Genomic DNA, 16,048 nt, shown 5'->3' with positions numbered 1-16,048 from the left:
ACCAGTGTGGTTGCCGCCGTGGGGGCGTGCGGGGCGCTATTCTGGGGCAATGGCGGTACGGGAGCGTTCAGAGGAGGCAGCGGAGTTCGCTGCCGACGCTGACGTCGCGCTGCAAGAAAAAGCTGAAAAGCGCCGCCTTCCCCGCTTCACTCCCCGCAAGAGCCGCAAAGCCCCGGTACTGCCGGAGCAGAACGAGGACGCCTGGCTGGACTCGCTCGAGGAGGCCCCGCCACGCACCGGTTTCAGCGGCTTCCGGGACAAGATCTACGACTCGTTCGGGGGCACCGGCCGCTGGGTCGTGGAAGCGTGGGGGTTCCTACTCACCACGCTGGGCCGGCTGATCGCGATGATGGTGGCGCTGACTCTCCTGCTGCTGGGCACCGGTTATCTGATGAGCCAGTCCAGCGCGAACCGCGAATCCGCCTTGGACGGGATGCTCACCGCCACGGAGCCGATGAGCAACTCGGCGCACATCCTGTACACGAGCCTGAGCCAGGCGGACACGCTGGCCACCACGTCGTTCGTGCAGCCCGGTCTGCAGGACGCGGAATCGCACCGCGAATACATGGCGGCGATCGATGAGGCAGTCATCGCGGCGGACGACGTGCTGCGCGGCAGTGTGGAAACGCGTGTGGACGACAGCACCGACGTCCAAAACCACGTCCGCGAAATCCAGCGCCTCCTGCCCCAGTACACCGGCCTGATGGAGCGCGCCCAGGCGAACCAGCGCACCGGCAACCCGCTCGGCGTGGCGTACATGACGCAGGCCAGCACGATGATGCGCGAGGAGATGCTGGTCAGCGCCGAGGAGATTCTGCAGCTCACCCGCGCGCAGCTCGGCGGCGAGATGAAGCGCTTGTCCACGCTGCAGTTCGGCCCGCTGTCCGGCCTCCTCATCGCCGTGCTGGCCCTGCTGGCTGCGCAGTGGGCGCTGTGGCGGATGTTCCGCCGCCGCCTCAACCGCGGTTTCCTCGTCGCCACGGCATTCCTGCTGATTGCAGTCGTGTGGGTGGGCGTGTCCAACATCGCCGCGTGGCACGCCGGCACACGCGAGTTCGAAGCCGCAGCTGGCCCGTTCGAGCAACTCACCGGCGCACGCATCTCCGCCCAGGAGACGCGCACGAACGAGACATTGACGCTACTGACCCGCCGCTCATCGGAGGGTTCGCCCATGGCGGCGACCGTCGAAGAGGTCCGCGACGCGCTCGACGCGATCGAGAATGAGGACAACGCCGGCGAGGTCGACACAGCCCGCACCGCGCTGAGCGAGTGGCGCCGGGCCCACACCCGCATGATGAACGCGCTGCAGTCGGGTGATTATGAGCGGGCGGTGGACATTGCGGCGTCGACAAGCGATGAGGACAGTGCCGCGAGCGCTTTTTCGCTTCTCGACGACTCCCTGACCGACCTCATCTCCTCCTCCCGCGAAGATCTCCGCGCGGACATCAATGACGGCCTGTCTGCCTCGCGCGCCGTGGCGCCGGGTGTGATGCTGCTCGTGTTCGCGGCTGTGATCGCGATGTGGTTCGGAATCCGTCCACGGATGCAGGAGTACATGTGATGGGCGCGCGGAAGGTCTTCAGTGTCTCGGTGCTCGCCGCGCTGGGCGCGCTCACTGCGTGCACCCCTGCCCCTCCACCGCCGCCGCCGCTGCCGGAGCCCGACGCGGTTCATGATGACGTTCCGCTGCCGCCCGGCGCGGACCTCGACATCCCTGGCCTTGAGCCGGAGTCGGCGACGGCGACCTTCGAGTGGGAGGGCTCGCTGCGTCCGGATGACCAGCAACCGGAGGAGCGTGTGCCGGACATCGTCAAGCGTGGCCGCCTCATCGTGGGTGTGGACCAGTCGCAGTACCTGCTCAGTTTCCGCGACAATGCCACCGGTGAACTGCGCGGCTTCGAGGTCGACCTGGCCCGCGAGATCGCCCGCGACATCTTCGGTGACCCGGACAAGGTCGACTTCCGTTTCGTGGAATCCACCATGCGTACCGAAGCTCTGCAAAGCGGGCAGGTGGATGTGGTGATCCGCACGATGTCGATCACGCGCGAGCGGGCGGAGAAGGTGGATTTTTCGGTGCCGTACCTGGATTCGTCGGTACGCATGCTCGTGCCCGCGGCCTCCGGGATCGAGTCCGTGGAGGATGTCGGCGATGAGCGCGTGTGCGTTGCCGACGGTTCCAACGTGGTCGACATGGCGCGCAGCACCTTTCCCGAACAGGAGGTTCTGCGTACCCGCACGTGGACCGACTGCCTCATGGCGATGCAGCAGTTCCAGGCCGGGTTCATTCTTGGCGACGAAACCATCCTCGCCGGCGCCGCCGCCCAAGACCCGCTGACCACGGTCACCGGTGAGGCTGTGGCGGAGCAGCAGTACGCCATCGGCATCCCCAAGGGCTACGACGGGCTGACCCGCCAGGTCAATTCCACGTTAGAGCGCGTGCGTGACGACGGTACCTGGAACCGCATCTTCGACGACTGGCTCGGCCCCCACATTGCCAGCCGGTCCGCCCCCGGTCTGCAATACCGCCCGGACGAACCCACCGAGCCGGACGCACCGGCTGACACGGAGGTTGAGAATGACTGACGCACCCGAGCCGACCGAGCGCGCCGAGCACCCCGAGCCGCTTTCCCCCGCCAAAACCCACGCGGTGAAATTCGACCCGTCCGCTGACGGCTTGGGCACAGAAGACCGCGATCCGGATGACGCCGAAAGCACCAGCGCCGTCGCCTTCGACCCCTTCGCCGACGACGATGCTGATGATGACGAGTGGGGAGAGGACTTCGACCCCTACTCCGGCACCGGCGAGTTCGAGGGCATTCTCAAGGACTTGGACAAGCTGCGCAGCGGCGACAGCGGGGCGACGGGTCCGAACACCGGCCCCGGCACGGATCCGGCCACCGCAGCAGCTACGGCTGCCGCCTCCGGTCCGAGTTTCACCGGTTCATCCAGCACCGGCCCGGCCGGTCTCACGGATGCGCAGCTGCAGGAGCTGCAGAAGAGCACCTCGGAAAGGTCGCGCAGGCAAGCGCTGGAGACGTTCATGGAGCGCCGCGCGACAAAGCGCAAGGGCCGCACAGTGGCCGACGGCATGGTGGAGCTGCCGTGGATCCCGCCGACGGACCCGAAGGATGCGATCAAGGATCCGACGAACGCCGTGGTGAACAAGGGCATCCCGGAACCGCAGCTGCACCCCGGCGATGTCGTGGCCGGCCAGTACGAGATCCAGGGTGTGATCGCCCACGGCGGCATGGGCTGGATTTACTTGGCGCAGGACCACCACGTCGCCGGCCGCGTGGTGGTGCTCAAGGGCATGCAGGCGGAAAAGAGCGTCGACGAGACGGCTGCGGCTGCGGCGGAGCGCGAGTTCCTGGCGGACATCACGCACCCGGGGATTGTGAAGATTTTCAACTTCATCGACGATCCGCGTGTTTCCGGCGGGTTCATTGTGATGGAGTTTGTGGGTGGGCCGTCGTTACGCGAAAGGCGCAATGAGCAGCGCAATCACCTCCTCCCCATCGACCTGGCAATCGCGTACATCCTGGAGGTGCTCCCCGCGCTGGGGTACCTGCACGCGCGCGGGGTGGTGTACAACGACCTGAAGCCGGACAACATCATTGTGGCCGAGGACCAGGTGAAACTGATCGATCTGGGCGCGGTCAGCGGCATCGGCGCGTACGGCTACATCTACGGAACGAAGGGCTACCAGGCGCCGGAGGTCGCGAGCCAGGGCCCGAGCATCACCAGCGATATTTACACCATTGGCCGCACGCTCACCGCACTCATTTTGGACCTGCCGAAGGAAAACGGCGTGCTCACGATGGAGCTGCCCACGCCCACGCAATCGCCGACGCTGCGCCGCCACATTTCGCTCTACCGACTGCTCGTGCGCTGCTGCGACCCCGACCCGGCGCAACGTTTCTCCAGCGTGGGTGAGCTTCAAGTCCAGCTCCTCGGGGTGTTGCGCGAGGTGCTCGCCGTGCGCGACGGTCTCTACTTCCCGCAGCAGCATTCGCTGTTCTCGCCGCAACGTACGACATTCGGCACCAAGCACCTGGTCTTCCGGACCGATCAGCTTATCGACGGCATCGACCGCACCGCCGAAATCACCCCGTCCGAAGTCGTATCCGCGCTGCCCACGCCCCTGATTGACCGCAGCGATGTCGGTGCGGGCATGCTCACCGGTTCCTCCTACGCCGAGCCGCAGGAAACCCTGGAGACGCTGCGCCAAGCAATGCAGACCCCGGAGTACGAGCACTCCGCCGAGATTCCCTTCGGTGTCGTCCGCGCGATGCTCGACTTGGGCCTGACCACGCAAGCGCGCCACTGGCTCTCCCAACTCAACGAGCGGCTCCGCGAAGACTGGCGTTTCCACTGGTACAGCGGCGTCACTGAACTCGTCCACGGCGACTTCGTGGCAGCGCAGCGCGATTTCGCGCAAGTCCTCGACATCGTGCCGGGCGAGGCCGCGCCCAAACTCGCGCTCGCAGCCGTCGATGAGCTGTTATTGCAGGAAGCTGGCCTGCAACAGCAGCAGCTTATCGACGCCACCTTGTCCCGCCACCTCGCCTCCATCCGATCCGACTTAGGCGAGTTGCCGAACTCCTACTTTGTCCGGCTGGAGAAGGATGGCGACATCACGCCGAACTGGTCGCACATCTCGCAAAAACCGGAGACGCTGCGACTCAATGCAATGCGCCTGTACGCCCTGGTGTGGGCGGCGAACCAGACCACTGTGTCGTCCGCGTTCGGGCTGGCACGCCAGCTCATCTTCGAGGGTGAGGTAGAGATGGCCGTGGCAGCCCTGGATAAGGTGCCGATGTCCTCGCGCCACCACCGCATGGCCAAATTGACCACCATTTTGTACCTGGTCAGCGGGGACCTGACCGAGTCGCGCATTCGCCGCGCGGCCCGGCGCTTGGAGGAGATCCCGACCAACGAACCGCGGCTGTTGCAGATCAAGATCGCTGTACTGCGCGCCGGCCTGACTTACCTGATTGAGCAGGACGTCCTCGAGGCGGCATCGCGCAACCAATTGTTCGAGTATGACTTCACCATCCACGGCCTCCGCCGCGGCCTTGCCATCACCCTGCGAGAGCAAGCCCGGCGCGCACCGTTTGCCCGCCACCGGTATGCACTGGTGGACACGGCGAACCAGGTGCGGCCGGCAACCTGGTTTTAGCCGGGGTTAAATCTCCCTCAGCCACTCACCGAGCCGCTTACCGAAGCTGCGCGCGTGGTGGGTCAGCATGCCCAGCTGGGTGTCGGTGGCGAAAATGCCCATGACCAGGTGGCCGATCGGCTCGTGCTCGATCCTCACCAGTGCCATGAGGTTGTCACCGGGGAGCTCAACGATGACGCTGGTGCTGTGCTCATCACCCAAGACCGGGTCAATGACCTTTGCGTGGGCGGCGGCCACACCGAACATCGACGAGTTGAGCGCCGTGATACGCGATGCGTCGATGCCGTCTTTCAAGCCGATGGAGCACACATGCAGGCCGTCACCGGTGCCGAGGACCACCGAGTGCACACCGGGCACCTCGTTGCGCAGATTCGACATGATCGGCAAGCACGCCTTTGCCAAGTCGCTGGTGGAAAAATCTGTGCCGCGCACGCGACGGTGGCGTCCAATCTGGGTGGACCACTCGTCGACGCCAGCCGTATCGTCGTCTGCGATTTCGGCATCTACTATGTCCGCGTCCGCTATTCGGGCATTAGCGTCCACGTTTCGGTAGAAATTCGCGTCGGGGTTCACAACGTTATTGTCGCCGGGAAAGCGGCGGTTATTCAAGTAAGGGTTCGGTTCGCTCATGGAATTCGCATCGGAGGTCAAGGGATAAGGTGCGTAGTGCTGGGTGAACGTCATGCTGTGGCTCCCACTCGGTTCAAGGCTGCGTCCACAACAGCCGCTACGTCGCCCGCCTTGCGGGGATCAGCGGACATGATCGGCACATCGGGGAAACCGAATGCCGGGATGAGGTGGCGCAACTCGGTCACCGGATCAGGCTGGCCCGGCTCTTTGAAGTTCACCGCGACGACGACGCGGTTCGTCGCCTTCATGTCGTGGATAGCCATGATCCACTCACTAACCTGGTCTTCAAGCAGGTGCTCGTAGCCGAACAGCCAGAGAACCAACCCGGCCTCCGGGTTCATCGCCGGCCCGCGGGCGGCCTGGAAGCGTTCCTGCCCAGGGGTTCCGTAGAGGCCGATGGTGCGGCCGTCGGGACGGTGCCACATTCCGAAATCGATGCCCACGGTGGTCGTCGTTTTAGTGTGCACGTAGAAGTCATCCGATGCTGCTGCGTACACCTCCGTTTGAACGGGCGCAAGCGTCGACAGAGTAGAGATCGCGGTCGTCTTTCCTACTCCCACGGGCCCTAAGAAAACGACCTCACGGTCGACATAAGATCCGACCAGGGCTTCCTTCTCCCACGGCTGCTCTACTTTGGTAGCGCGGCGCGGTCGGTTCACGTCACCAGTTTGACGCCGGTGAACGCCTGCGTACTCTTCCACGGCATTTATCTCCTTGCTTTCTCAACCTAACATTTGTTGTCGCGTCATCATAGGGGTAGCCGCTTTACCCTATTTCTTCCAAATCGCTGTGCGACACTCCCTAGATTGCCGATAATAATGTAACCTACAGAGAAGTAAAGTGACTTTTCTGCTTGATGTGGAAAACCAGGAGTTACTTTCAGTATTGGGTTTCCTCCAAGTTGAGTGCTAACTTTCTCGATTGGATTTCCCGCAAGTACAAACAGATAGGAAGAACATGTCCCACCAAGAAACTCTGAACAACTACCTCAATGAGATCGCCAGCGACCTCGGCGGCTTCATCGGCGCATCGATCGTCGACCTGGACACCGGCATGTCCCTGGCCACCAACTCCCGTTACCCGAACTTCGACCTTGACGTCGCAGCGGCCTACAACTCTGAGATGGTCAAGTCCAAGTTCAAGGCAATGGACGCTTTGAGCATCTCTCGCACTAACCTGCAGGACATGCTGCTTACCCTGAACGACCAGTTCCACCTGATCAAGATGCTGGACAACAACCTCTTCGTGTACGTGGCTGCGTTCTCGGACCAGACCAACCTCGCGCTGATGCGCAACGTGGTCAAGTCCGGCTTGAACAAGCACGGCCTCTCCTGAAGAGCTCGCACTGATAGCGGAGGAGACTCGTCCGCAGGCCAGCCTTTGTGGTCCGTGATCGCGTCTCAGCCCCCATCCATGGACTTCGCGCAACTGCGCGCCATCCAGCCCATGCCTGTGGAGGGCGACCTCCTCTTCGCCGTCAGTGCAGCTGACGCGGGGACTGATCCGCACACCTGAAGAACACCACAAAACCCACGGCTGGGAACCGTTCGCATGAACTGCCCGCCGTGGGTTTTGTCTTGCCCGGGGGCGTAAGCGCCCCAGCCGCTTAAGCCCCTTGCGCGATCTGCGCGGACTTCTGGGCGATGGCCAGCTCCTCGTTCGTCGGAACCACGAGGACCTTGGTAGCGGAGTCGTCGGTGGAGATGATACGGGCGTCGCCGCGCTCGGCATTCTTCGCCTCATCTAGCTTCACGCCGAAGCCCTCGAGATTTGCCAGCGCGTCGGCACGAGCCTGAGAGTCGTTCTCGCCGACACCGGCGGTGAAGGTGATGGCGTCAACACGGCCCAGGGCGATCATGTAGGCACCGATGTAGCGGCGCAGACGGTGAATGTAGACGTCGTAAGCCAGTTTCGCCTCGGCGGAGCCTTCCTCGATCATGGTGTGCAGCTCGCGGAAGTCGTTGACACCGGCGATGCCCTTCACGCCGGAGCCGCGGTTGAGCAGGTTATCGATCTCGTCAATGCTCATGCCGGCCTGGCGGTAGAGGTGGAAGATGACACCCGGGTCGATGTCGCCGGAGCGGGTACCCATGACCAGGCCTTCGAGCGGGGTGAGGCCCATGGTGGTGTCGATCGGCTGGCCGCCACGCACAGCGGAGACGGACGCACCGTTGCCCAGGTGCAGCACGATCTGGTTAGTCTCCTCGAGGGGCTTGCCAATCAGGTCCGGGACCTGGGACGCGATGAACTCGTGGGAGGTGCCGTGGAAGCCGTAGCGGCGGATCTTCTGCTCCTTGGCCACCTCCGCGTCAATGGCGTAGGTGGCGGCGTTGGCCGGCAGGTGGTTGAAGAAGCCGGTGTCGAACACACCGATGTGCGGAATGTTCGGCAGCAGTGCGCGTGCCACCTCGATGCCGTCAATGTTGGCGGGGTTGTGCAGCGGGGCCAGTGGAATGAGGTCGCGGATCTGCTCGACCACAGTGTCGTCGATAAGCACTGGCTCGCTGAAGGTCTGACCACCGTGCACGATGCGGTGACCCACGGCGATGATCTCCACCTGGGTCGGGCCAGCGCCGTTGGCATCCAGCATGGCGATGGCCAGCTGCAAGCCGCCGCGGTGGTCGCGGATCGGCATGGAGGACTCTACCGCACGACCCTCGATCTTGATCTTGATGTGGCCGCTGGGTTCACCGATCTGCTCAACCAAGCCGGAGACGAACGGGGTGTCTGCGGCGGAGGCGGTCGGGTCGACGATCTGGAATTTGATCGAGGAGGACCCGGAGTTGAGAACGAGTACGTATGCCATGAGTTAGTGTGCTCCTTGTGCCTGGATAGCGGTGATTGCGACGGTGTTGACAATGTCCGGGACGGTCGCGCCACGGGACAGGTCGTTGACCGGCTTGTTCAGGCCCTGCAGAATCGGGCCGACAGCGAGCGCGCCGGCGGTGCGCTGAGCTATCTTGTAGCCGGCGTTGCCTGCCTCGAGGTCCGGGAAGATGAACACGTTGGCTTCACCGGCGACCGGGGAATCCGGCGCCTTCTTCTTGCCCACGCCCGGGTCGCATGCGGCGTCGAACTGCAGCGGGCCGTCGATGGCCACGTCCGGAGCGAGCTCCTTCGCCTTCGCGGTGGCCTCAACAGCGCGGTCAACGTCCGGGCCGGAGCCGGAGGTGCCGGTGGAGTAGGACAGCACGGCGACCTTCGGGTCGATGCCGAACTGGGCGGCGGTCTGCGCGGAGACGGCAGCGATCTCGCCGATCTGCTCCGCGGTCGGGTTCGGGTTCACGGCGCAGTCGCCGAAGGCCCAGAGGCGGCCGCGCATGACCATGAGGAAGATCGAGGACACCACGGTCGCGCCTGGAGCGGTCTTGATGATCTGGAAGGACGGCTTAATAGTGTGCGCGGTGGTGTGCGCGGCACCGGATACCATGCCGTCTGCCAGCCCCTTGTGGACCATCATGGTGGCGAAGTAGGAGATGTCCTTCATGGTCTCGCGGGCCTCCTCGATGGAGATGCCCTTCTTCTTGCGCAGCTCGGCGAAGTCTGCGGCGAACTCTTCCAGCAGCTCGGAGTTGAGGTGGTCAATGATGTTCGCCTTGGATAGGTTCAGGCCCTTGCTGTCAGCGCGGCGGGCGATATCGTCGCTGTCACCCAGGATGGTGATGTCGGCAACGTCCTGCGCGAGGAGTTGGTCAGCGGCCTCGAGAATGCGGTCATCCTCGCCCTCCGGCAGGACGATGTGGGAGCGCTTCTCTTTGGCACGATTGAGCAGCCAGTTCTCAAACACGGCTGCGGACATGACCTGCTCGGTCTCGGTGGTCAGTGCGGTGTTGATGGCAGCAGCGTCAACATCGGCCACCACGGCGGCGACGGTGGCACCGAGCTCATCGATGCGTTTCTTCGCCAGTTCTGCGACTTCCTCGGCGGCAGCGACGACGAGCACGGGAACGCCCAGCGCGGATGCGGCGTCAGCGTCGTAGTTGTAGTCGCCGGTACCGACGATCAGGGAGTCGCCTGCGGACAGCAGGTCTGCGGACACGACGGCGGAAACATCAGCCTCGTGCTCGCTGAGACGCACGGCGGTCAGGTTGGATTCCTGAGCCAGCGCATCTACGTCGATGCCGTCGAGGGTGCGGCCTACCGTGGTGATCAAAACGGACCTGTTAGCCATGGGGATCCTTTCGCGTGGGTTGTGCACATTTGACGTGCGTTGTGAGCCGTCGCGCAGTCGTCGCCGCGCGCGACATTGGTCACCAGTGTAGCCACGGCCATGGGCGCGTGCCTGAAAAAGTCCGCAGGTGAAACGTGATTCACACTTATCGCGCAGCAGCAATTCACGTGCGCACGCCGCGAGCCCCCGCTCGTTGCTTTTCGACGTCCCATCCCCCGCACCACTCAGTACGAATGTAATAGAACGAGCGGTCTAGGTATTATTAGCCAAACCGCTACAATGGCAGGTACTAATAACTATCCATCACTATCACCCCCGAGAAGGACACAGCAGTTTCTATGAGCACTCCCCAGGATTCCCTCCGCGTCGCCGTCGTCGGCTCCGGCCCGGCCGGCATCTACGCCTCCGACCTGCTGATCAAGTCTGACCTCGCCCAGTCCGGCGTAGACGTGAAGGTAGACATCTTCGAGCGCATGCCCGCGCCCTTTGGCCTGATCCGCTACGGTGTGGCGCCGGACCACCCGCGTATCAAGGGCATTGTCAAGTCCCTGCACAACGTGATGGACAAGCCGGAGATCCGCCTGCTGGGCAACGTCGACGTGGGCACCGACATCACTGTTGAGGAGCTGCAGGAGTACTACGACGCCGTCATCTTCGCTACCGGCGCTGTCGCCGACCGCGACCTGAACATCCCGGGCGCGGAGCTTGACGGCCACCACGGCGCCGCCGAGTTCGTCGGCTTCTACGACGGTAACCCGGACTTCACCCGCGACTGGGACCTGACGGCTGAGAAGATCGCGATTGTCGGCGTAGGCAACGTGGCCCTGGATATTGCGCGCGTGCTGGCCAAGACTGCAGATGAGCTGCACGTCACCGAGATCCCGGACAATGTTTATGAGAACCTGGGCCGCTCCGCCGCGAAGGAGATTCACATCTTCGGCCGCCGCGGCCCGGCGCAGGCGAAGTTCAGCCCGCTGGAGCTCAAGGAGCTGGACCACTCCCCCACCATTGAGGTGATTGTGGACCCGGAGGACATCGACTACGACGAAGCGTCCGAGCAGGCCCGCCGCGACTCCAAGTCCGTTGACCTGATCTGCCAGACCCTTGAGGGTTACGCGATGCGCGACCCGAAGGGTGCCCCGCACAAGCTGTTCATCCACTTCTTCGAGTCCCCGGTGGAGATCACCGGTGAGGACGGAAAGGTCACCGGTTTTATCACCGAGCGTACGGAGCTTGACGGCAACGGTGGCGTGACCACCACCGGCGAGACCACCACCTGGGATGTCCAGGCGGTCTACCGCGCGGTCGGCTATCGTTCCGACGCTGTCAACGGTGTTCCCTTCGACGACTACAAGGCCGTCATCCCCAACGACGAAGGCCACGTGCTTACCGAGCCCGGCGGCGACATCGTCCCGGGCCTGTACGCCACCGGCTGGATCAAGCGCGGCCCCGTCGGGCTGATCGGCAACACCAAATCCGACGCCAAGGACACCACCACGATGCTTATCGACGACTTCCGCAACGGCTCCCTTGAGCTGACCGACAAGCGCGACCCCCAAGACATCCTGGACCTCCTCGCCTCCAAGAACGTCAACGCGACCACCTGGGAAGGCTGGCACAACCTCGACGCCCACGAACGCGCCCTCGGCGAGGCCGAAGGACGCGAACGCAAGAAGGTCGTCGAATGGAACGACATGGTCACCGCGTCGCACCCGGAGTACGAGATTTAGGGGTCTGCGCCGAAACTCTCTACGTGAGGTCACGGTAGCGTGGCCTCGTTTCCGTCTGTCCAGTGCCCACCCTATCTCAGCTAAAGTCAGTGGAGACAGGGGGTAAAACGTGGACCAAATAGATATCTGGCTGCGGGCAGGACAGCTGCTCGTAGCTTTCCTGGGCTTCTTAGGGCTAATTCTGACAATTCACCAAAAGACGGTGAGCGACGCTCGCGCCGAATGGTGGAAACGCTACACGTGGGCAACCGATCTGATTCGCGAGAAAGATGACCAATCGTTCCAGTTAGGCATGTTCCATCTGAACATCTTGGTCGAGAGTCCGCTGACGACGCGCACGGAGAAGAAGATCATCCAGGATCTAGCCATTGCCGGGTCAAAGAACGATAATGGGGGCACCGACAAGGAGGCCGATGATGACTTCGAAAATGACTAAGGTTGATCGGCAGCGAGAGTGGGCGAAGCTCGCGGTTAAGGCGAGTCAGCAAACCGGCGAGCCTCTTCCCAGCGATTTTTACGAGCGTACGGGATTGCAAAATCCTGATCCGAAACCGGTTCGCAAGCGCTTCTCGCGCTTGTTCGCAAATCGGTCTCGTGCACGGTGAGTACCTTTGATCAGCGCCGGGTGTGCTGTTGATCAACGCTGAGTTAGTGGTTAGTGGTTTTCTGCCAACCGCATGCTTCGACCGTTCCTACTCAGAGGTTGTCTCTAGCCAGCTGCGCCAAAAACGATTCTTACGCGGGATCACGCAAGCAACAAAACCAACTGATGCAGGGCCGGGCGGTGAAGTCACGCTATCCGTCCGCGGCGACTGGGGCCAAGTGCGTTGGATTCGTAGCCCGTCATCCCCAACGACGAAGGCCACGTGCTCACCGAGCCCGGCGGCGACATCGTCCCCGGCCTCTACGCCACCGGCTGGATCAAGCGCGGCCCTATCGGGCTGATCGGCAACACCAAGTCCGACGCCAAGGACACCACCACAATGCTTATCGACGACTTCCGCAACGGCTCCCTGGAACTGACCGACAAGCGCGACCCCCAGGACATCCTGGACCTGCTCGCCTCCAAGAACGTCAACGCGACCACCTGGGAAGGCTGGCACAACCTCGACGCCCACGAGCGCGCCCTCGGCGAAGCCGAAGGCCGCGAGCGCAAGAAGGTCGTCGAGTGGAACGACATGGTCGCCGCCTCGCACCCGGAATACGAGATCTAAGTCCCTAGTGCACTAGGATCTAAAGCAAGGTCCCGGCAACTCGCCGGGACCTTTTTTCAGTAGACTTTTCTGTCCGACACGACCAGGAAAGCCAACCAGTTCGCCAGTGGCATTGCACTATGGGGAAAAACGCAGACCGTTCGGTCCGGTTGTGCTATTTGGACGAATCAGAGACTACAGATGACTCTTTCTACACTTTCGGCGCGCTGATGTGCAGTCCGGCGCAAGCCGTGAACGTTGAGGAAGAGATCAATGAGCTCGGCGACCAATTGCACAGCCGTTATTCAACCGTTCTTCCAAGTCAATCAGAATTTCACGCAGTAGAGATTTTTCACGGCAAAGGCCATTGGCGACAAATCGCCATGGCCGATCGTTTCGATCTCTTCTCCGAGATTGTTCAGGTCATCAAAAGGCAGAAGCCTATCTTTGTCACCCGCACGATTGACGAGAATCTCTACGGAGCACGGTATGGAACTAGGGCATTCCCTCTTCATCAGCAGACCATGGGTTACATTCTCGAAGAAGTAGAGAAACAGATGCGCAAAAACTACTCCGATGAACGCGCTCTCATTTTCGCAGACGAGCACCACTCAGCTAATGACTCTCGTGCGAACCTACGAGCTGCGAGAGGAAAAGCACTCAAGGGTAAAATTAGTGTCGCCCTGGACCACATCTTTGATACCGCCTATTTTGGCCCATCCGACCACAGCCGCCTATTGCAAGCGGTCGACATATGTACATATTTTTACCAAAAGGGACGGTTCTCTGCCCCCATGAACAATGCTTGGGCAAGATCTCAAGTCGAACACATCTGCTCAGAAGTGGACAGTCTTCTGGAATATGAATATGTGTGGCCCAAGCAGTAGTGAAAGCCCGAGTCCAAGGCTTATGGCCTGCAGGACCTTGAATAATACCCCCGAAATGGGCCGGAGCCGTCCCCTTTCAGGGACGACTCCTGCATGCTCGCGACGTTACACATGACGACGCCTTTAGTCAAGACTGACACGCCGCCGGCGCTTCAACCAGTGGTAGCCGACGGTGTGCCATAGAACCCGTGTCAGACTAGAACCCGAAGAAGCCGCGGATCCCGCGCCACAGGCGAGCGAGGGCACCTTCGCTGCTGCTACTGCTGCTCTCGGAGCTGCGGTTCTTGCTCTTCTCAGCGGCCTTGTCCTCCTTGGACTGCTTCTCCTGCTGCTCAGGGTCGAAGAGCTCGGACTCGGGCTGAACCTCAGGAGCACCGTTTTCCAACGGAGCTGCCTCCGGGGCGTTCGACGGCGCTTCCTCCGGTGCAGGTGCCGGCCGGACCGCACCATCCTCCACCTCGGGGGCATCAGCTTCCGGTGCGGGAGGAACTACTCCGCCCTCTACCTCAGGGGCATTTTCGGCCGGTGCCGGCGGCACTGTGCCAGCCTCGACCTCGGGTGCGTCTGCCTCGGGAGCCGGCGGGACAGCGCCCTTGTCGGTGTCGGTGGGCTGCTGAGCGGCTGCACCGATGTGCGGGGAGTAGTTGTAGTCGTGGAAGATGATCTCGTCGGCACCCGCGTTCTTGTGCTCGCTCCTGTTGGCGCCGCTGGTCCACAAGTTGATGCGCAGCTGCTGGGTACCGGTGTCGCGGGGGACGCGGTGGGTGGAAGTGACGTCGGAAAGCACTTGGCCTTGCTTCGTCTTCGTGATCACGCGCAGGTAGTCCTTCTCCCACTCAGCAATGGTCTGCAGGGTCTGGTGACCAGCCGGAATGTCGAACTCAGCAGGTTTGATGCGGTCCGGGCGTTGAGCCGTGTCCGGGTAGTACGTCACGCCACCGTGCGGAAGCGGGCGGTTGACCACGCCCCAGCGGCTGATCTCGATGAAGTCGATCTCAGTGGAGCCGTGGGAGTTCTTGTGCACCTCGTCGTACTTGTTCAGCTCGAGCTCCGCCATGTCATACGGGAAGATGCCCAGCACGTTGTGCGGATCCATCTCGTTGAAATCAGCGGAGTACTCAAACGTGTAGGTGCCGTAGCCGGTGGAGTCCACAGCGTTGATCTCCACACCGCCACGGATGCCCTCATTACGAATCTTCAGGTCGCCGTTCGGCAAAGGCGTTGCACCATTGACCCACTTCGCACGGTTGTCAGAGGGGTCCGCCGCCTGCGGGCCACCGAAGTTGAGCTTGCCCTCCGTCTGGCGAACGGCCCACTCGCAACCGCTCCAGTCAAACGTGGGGAAATCATAGTCGGTGCTGAAACGCTCACCAGTGCGCTGAATGTGCTGCGGCACGTCCGCCTGTGCCTGGGCGGGAGTTACGGTCAGCGGCGTGATCAGCGCCGCCGCCACGGTCAGGGAAACTACCTGCTTTTTCATGTTCTCTTTCTTCACACGTCGTACCTTCGCACCCAGGAGAACTGGTTGAACTGTCCCCCTGCAGTGACCACCTTCGGGATGAAACCTTAATCCCTCTCAGGAATGGTATATGTTCTTCGCTGTTAGGTCCACTAAGTAGTTTGACCTTGCATAATATCTTGTTCCTACAGGTAGAACGTAGCGTCTTGATCTTCCGTGACGTTTTGCCGTCTGGCTAGAAACCGAAGTCGGCGCATGAAAAAGCGGGCTGATGCTTGATCGCATCAACCCGCTCTTAGTTTATGAGCGTTCAGCTCTTAGCCGATGAAGTCAGCGACATCGTCGCCCTTCTCAGTCGCACCAGACGGCACAGACTGGATCGGCTGGCGGCCCTCACCCGGCGCACCCGGCTTGACCGGCTGCTCGGGGGAACCAGGCTGGTTCGGCTCAGGCTTGTCACCCGGCTGTCCCGGTGTACCGGGCTGGCCCGGCTTAGGGTTGTCACCCGGCTGGCCCGGCTCACCGGGCTGGTTCGGCTCAGGCTTGTCGCCCGGCTGACCCGGAACCGGCGGGGTCGGGTTCGACGAGCCCGGGGTCTTATCGAACAGCCAGATCAGAGCAGGGACTACCGGAACCAGGAGCAGCAGCCACCACAGCTTGTTCTCGCCATCGGAGCTACCCGGCTTTTCAGGCTTGTCCTCCCCTGGCGTCTCCGGCTCGGTCGGCTCGGTCGGCTCGGTCGGCTCGGTCGGCTCGGTCGGCTCGGTCGGCTCGGTCGGCTCGGTCGGCTCGGTCGGCT

The 16,048-nt window shown here is 62.4% G+C and carries 12 protein-coding genes and 2 pseudogenes; 8 read left to right on the top strand and 6 right to left on the bottom strand.

Translation table 11 applies throughout. From position 1 onward, the window contains the following. Positions 1-49: 49 nt before the first annotated feature. The 3 genes from KBX17_RS06035 to KBX17_RS06025 are packed head-to-tail and all read left to right on the top strand — an operon-like array spanning position 50 to position 5,179. A complete protein-coding gene (locus KBX17_RS06035) occupies positions 50-1,561 on the top strand; it encodes a hypothetical protein (protein ID WP_256004354.1) in 1,512 nt (503 codons plus the stop codon). Next, on the top strand, positions 1,561-2,583 hold the full coding sequence (locus KBX17_RS06030; RefSeq protein WP_256004356.1) for a glutamate ABC transporter substrate-binding protein: 1,023 nt from the start codon (positions 1,561-1,563) through the stop codon (positions 2,581-2,583). The genes KBX17_RS06035 and KBX17_RS06030 overlap by 1 nt, the downstream gene beginning before the upstream one ends. Beyond that, the gene (locus KBX17_RS06025) at positions 2,576-5,179 is read left to right on the top strand and encodes a serine/threonine protein kinase (RefSeq protein WP_256018921.1); all 2,604 of its coding nucleotides are present in this window, start codon (positions 2,576-2,578) and stop codon (positions 5,177-5,179) included. The genes KBX17_RS06030 and KBX17_RS06025 overlap by 8 nt, the downstream gene beginning before the upstream one ends. A 6-nt stretch (positions 5,180-5,185) precedes the next feature. Here KBX17_RS06025 and KBX17_RS06020 read toward each other — a convergent pair whose 3' ends face one another. Beyond that, positions 5,186-5,863, bottom strand: a complete 678-nt coding sequence (locus KBX17_RS06020) for a roadblock/LC7 domain-containing protein (RefSeq protein WP_005288378.1) — start codon at positions 5,861-5,863, stop codon at positions 5,186-5,188. Then, positions 5,860-6,468, bottom strand: a complete 609-nt coding sequence (locus KBX17_RS06015; protein ID WP_156774804.1) for a hypothetical protein — start codon at positions 6,466-6,468, stop codon at positions 5,860-5,862. Before KBX17_RS06015 ends, KBX17_RS06020 begins: the two co-directional genes overlap by 4 nt. A 298-nt stretch (positions 6,469-6,766) precedes the next feature. On the opposite strand from KBX17_RS06015, the gene KBX17_RS06010 reads away from it, so the two are divergent. Continuing rightward, positions 6,767-7,144 (top strand): hypothetical protein, encoded by a 378-nt coding sequence (locus tag KBX17_RS06010; RefSeq protein ID WP_005288372.1) that lies wholly within the window; start codon positions 6,767-6,769, stop codon positions 7,142-7,144. 271 nt (positions 7,145-7,415) lie between these two features. On the opposite strand, the gene KBX17_RS06005 is transcribed toward KBX17_RS06010, so the two are convergent. After that, the gene (locus tag KBX17_RS06005; RefSeq protein ID WP_005288369.1) at positions 7,416-8,615 is read right to left on the bottom strand and encodes an acetate kinase; all 1,200 of its coding nucleotides are present in this window, start codon (positions 8,613-8,615) and stop codon (positions 7,416-7,418) included. A gap of 3 nt (positions 8,616-8,618) precedes the next feature. After that, on the bottom strand, positions 8,619-9,980 hold the full coding sequence (pta, locus tag KBX17_RS06000) for a phosphate acetyltransferase (RefSeq protein WP_005288366.1): 1,362 nt from the start codon (positions 9,978-9,980) through the stop codon (positions 8,619-8,621). 338 nt (positions 9,981-10,318) lie between these two features. On the opposite strand from pta, the gene KBX17_RS05995 reads away from it, so the two are divergent. From KBX17_RS05995 to KBX17_RS05980, 4 genes and pseudogenes are all read left to right on the top strand, one after another. Then, on the top strand, positions 10,319-11,710 hold the full coding sequence (locus tag KBX17_RS05995) for an FAD-dependent oxidoreductase (protein WP_256018920.1): 1,392 nt from the start codon (positions 10,319-10,321) through the stop codon (positions 11,708-11,710). Positions 11,711-11,819: 109 nt separating this feature from the next. Further along, complete coding sequence (locus tag KBX17_RS05990; protein ID WP_256018919.1) at positions 11,820-12,146, top strand: hypothetical protein; 327 nt, start codon at positions 11,820-11,822, stop codon at positions 12,144-12,146. 406 nt (positions 12,147-12,552) lie between these two features. Beyond that, positions 12,553-12,924: pseudogene (locus tag KBX17_RS05985) on the top strand (pyridine nucleotide-disulfide oxidoreductase); the annotation flags it as partial. A 119-nt stretch (positions 12,925-13,043) separates the two neighbouring features. Continuing rightward, complete coding sequence (locus KBX17_RS05980; RefSeq protein WP_256018918.1) at positions 13,044-13,790, top strand: DUF3800 domain-containing protein; 747 nt, start codon at positions 13,044-13,046, stop codon at positions 13,788-13,790. A gap of 196 nt (positions 13,791-13,986) precedes the next feature. Here the strand turns inward: KBX17_RS05980 and KBX17_RS05975 are convergent, their stop codons facing one another. Further along, entirely contained in the window at positions 13,987-15,270 is a 1,284-nt protein-coding gene (locus tag KBX17_RS05975; RefSeq protein WP_256018917.1) for a hypothetical protein, read from the bottom strand. 296 nt (positions 15,271-15,566) lie between these two features. Beyond that, positions 15,567-16,048 (bottom strand): annotated as a pseudogene (locus KBX17_RS05970) (hypothetical protein); the annotation flags it as partial.

Source organism: Corynebacterium sp. CCUG 65737 (assembly GCF_024454115.1).
Classification (GTDB): domain Bacteria; phylum Actinomycetota; class Actinomycetes; order Mycobacteriales; family Mycobacteriaceae; genus Corynebacterium; species Corynebacterium genitalium.
Note: the sequence above shows the minus strand (reverse complement) of the source record. Positions and strands in the feature narration are given on the sequence as shown.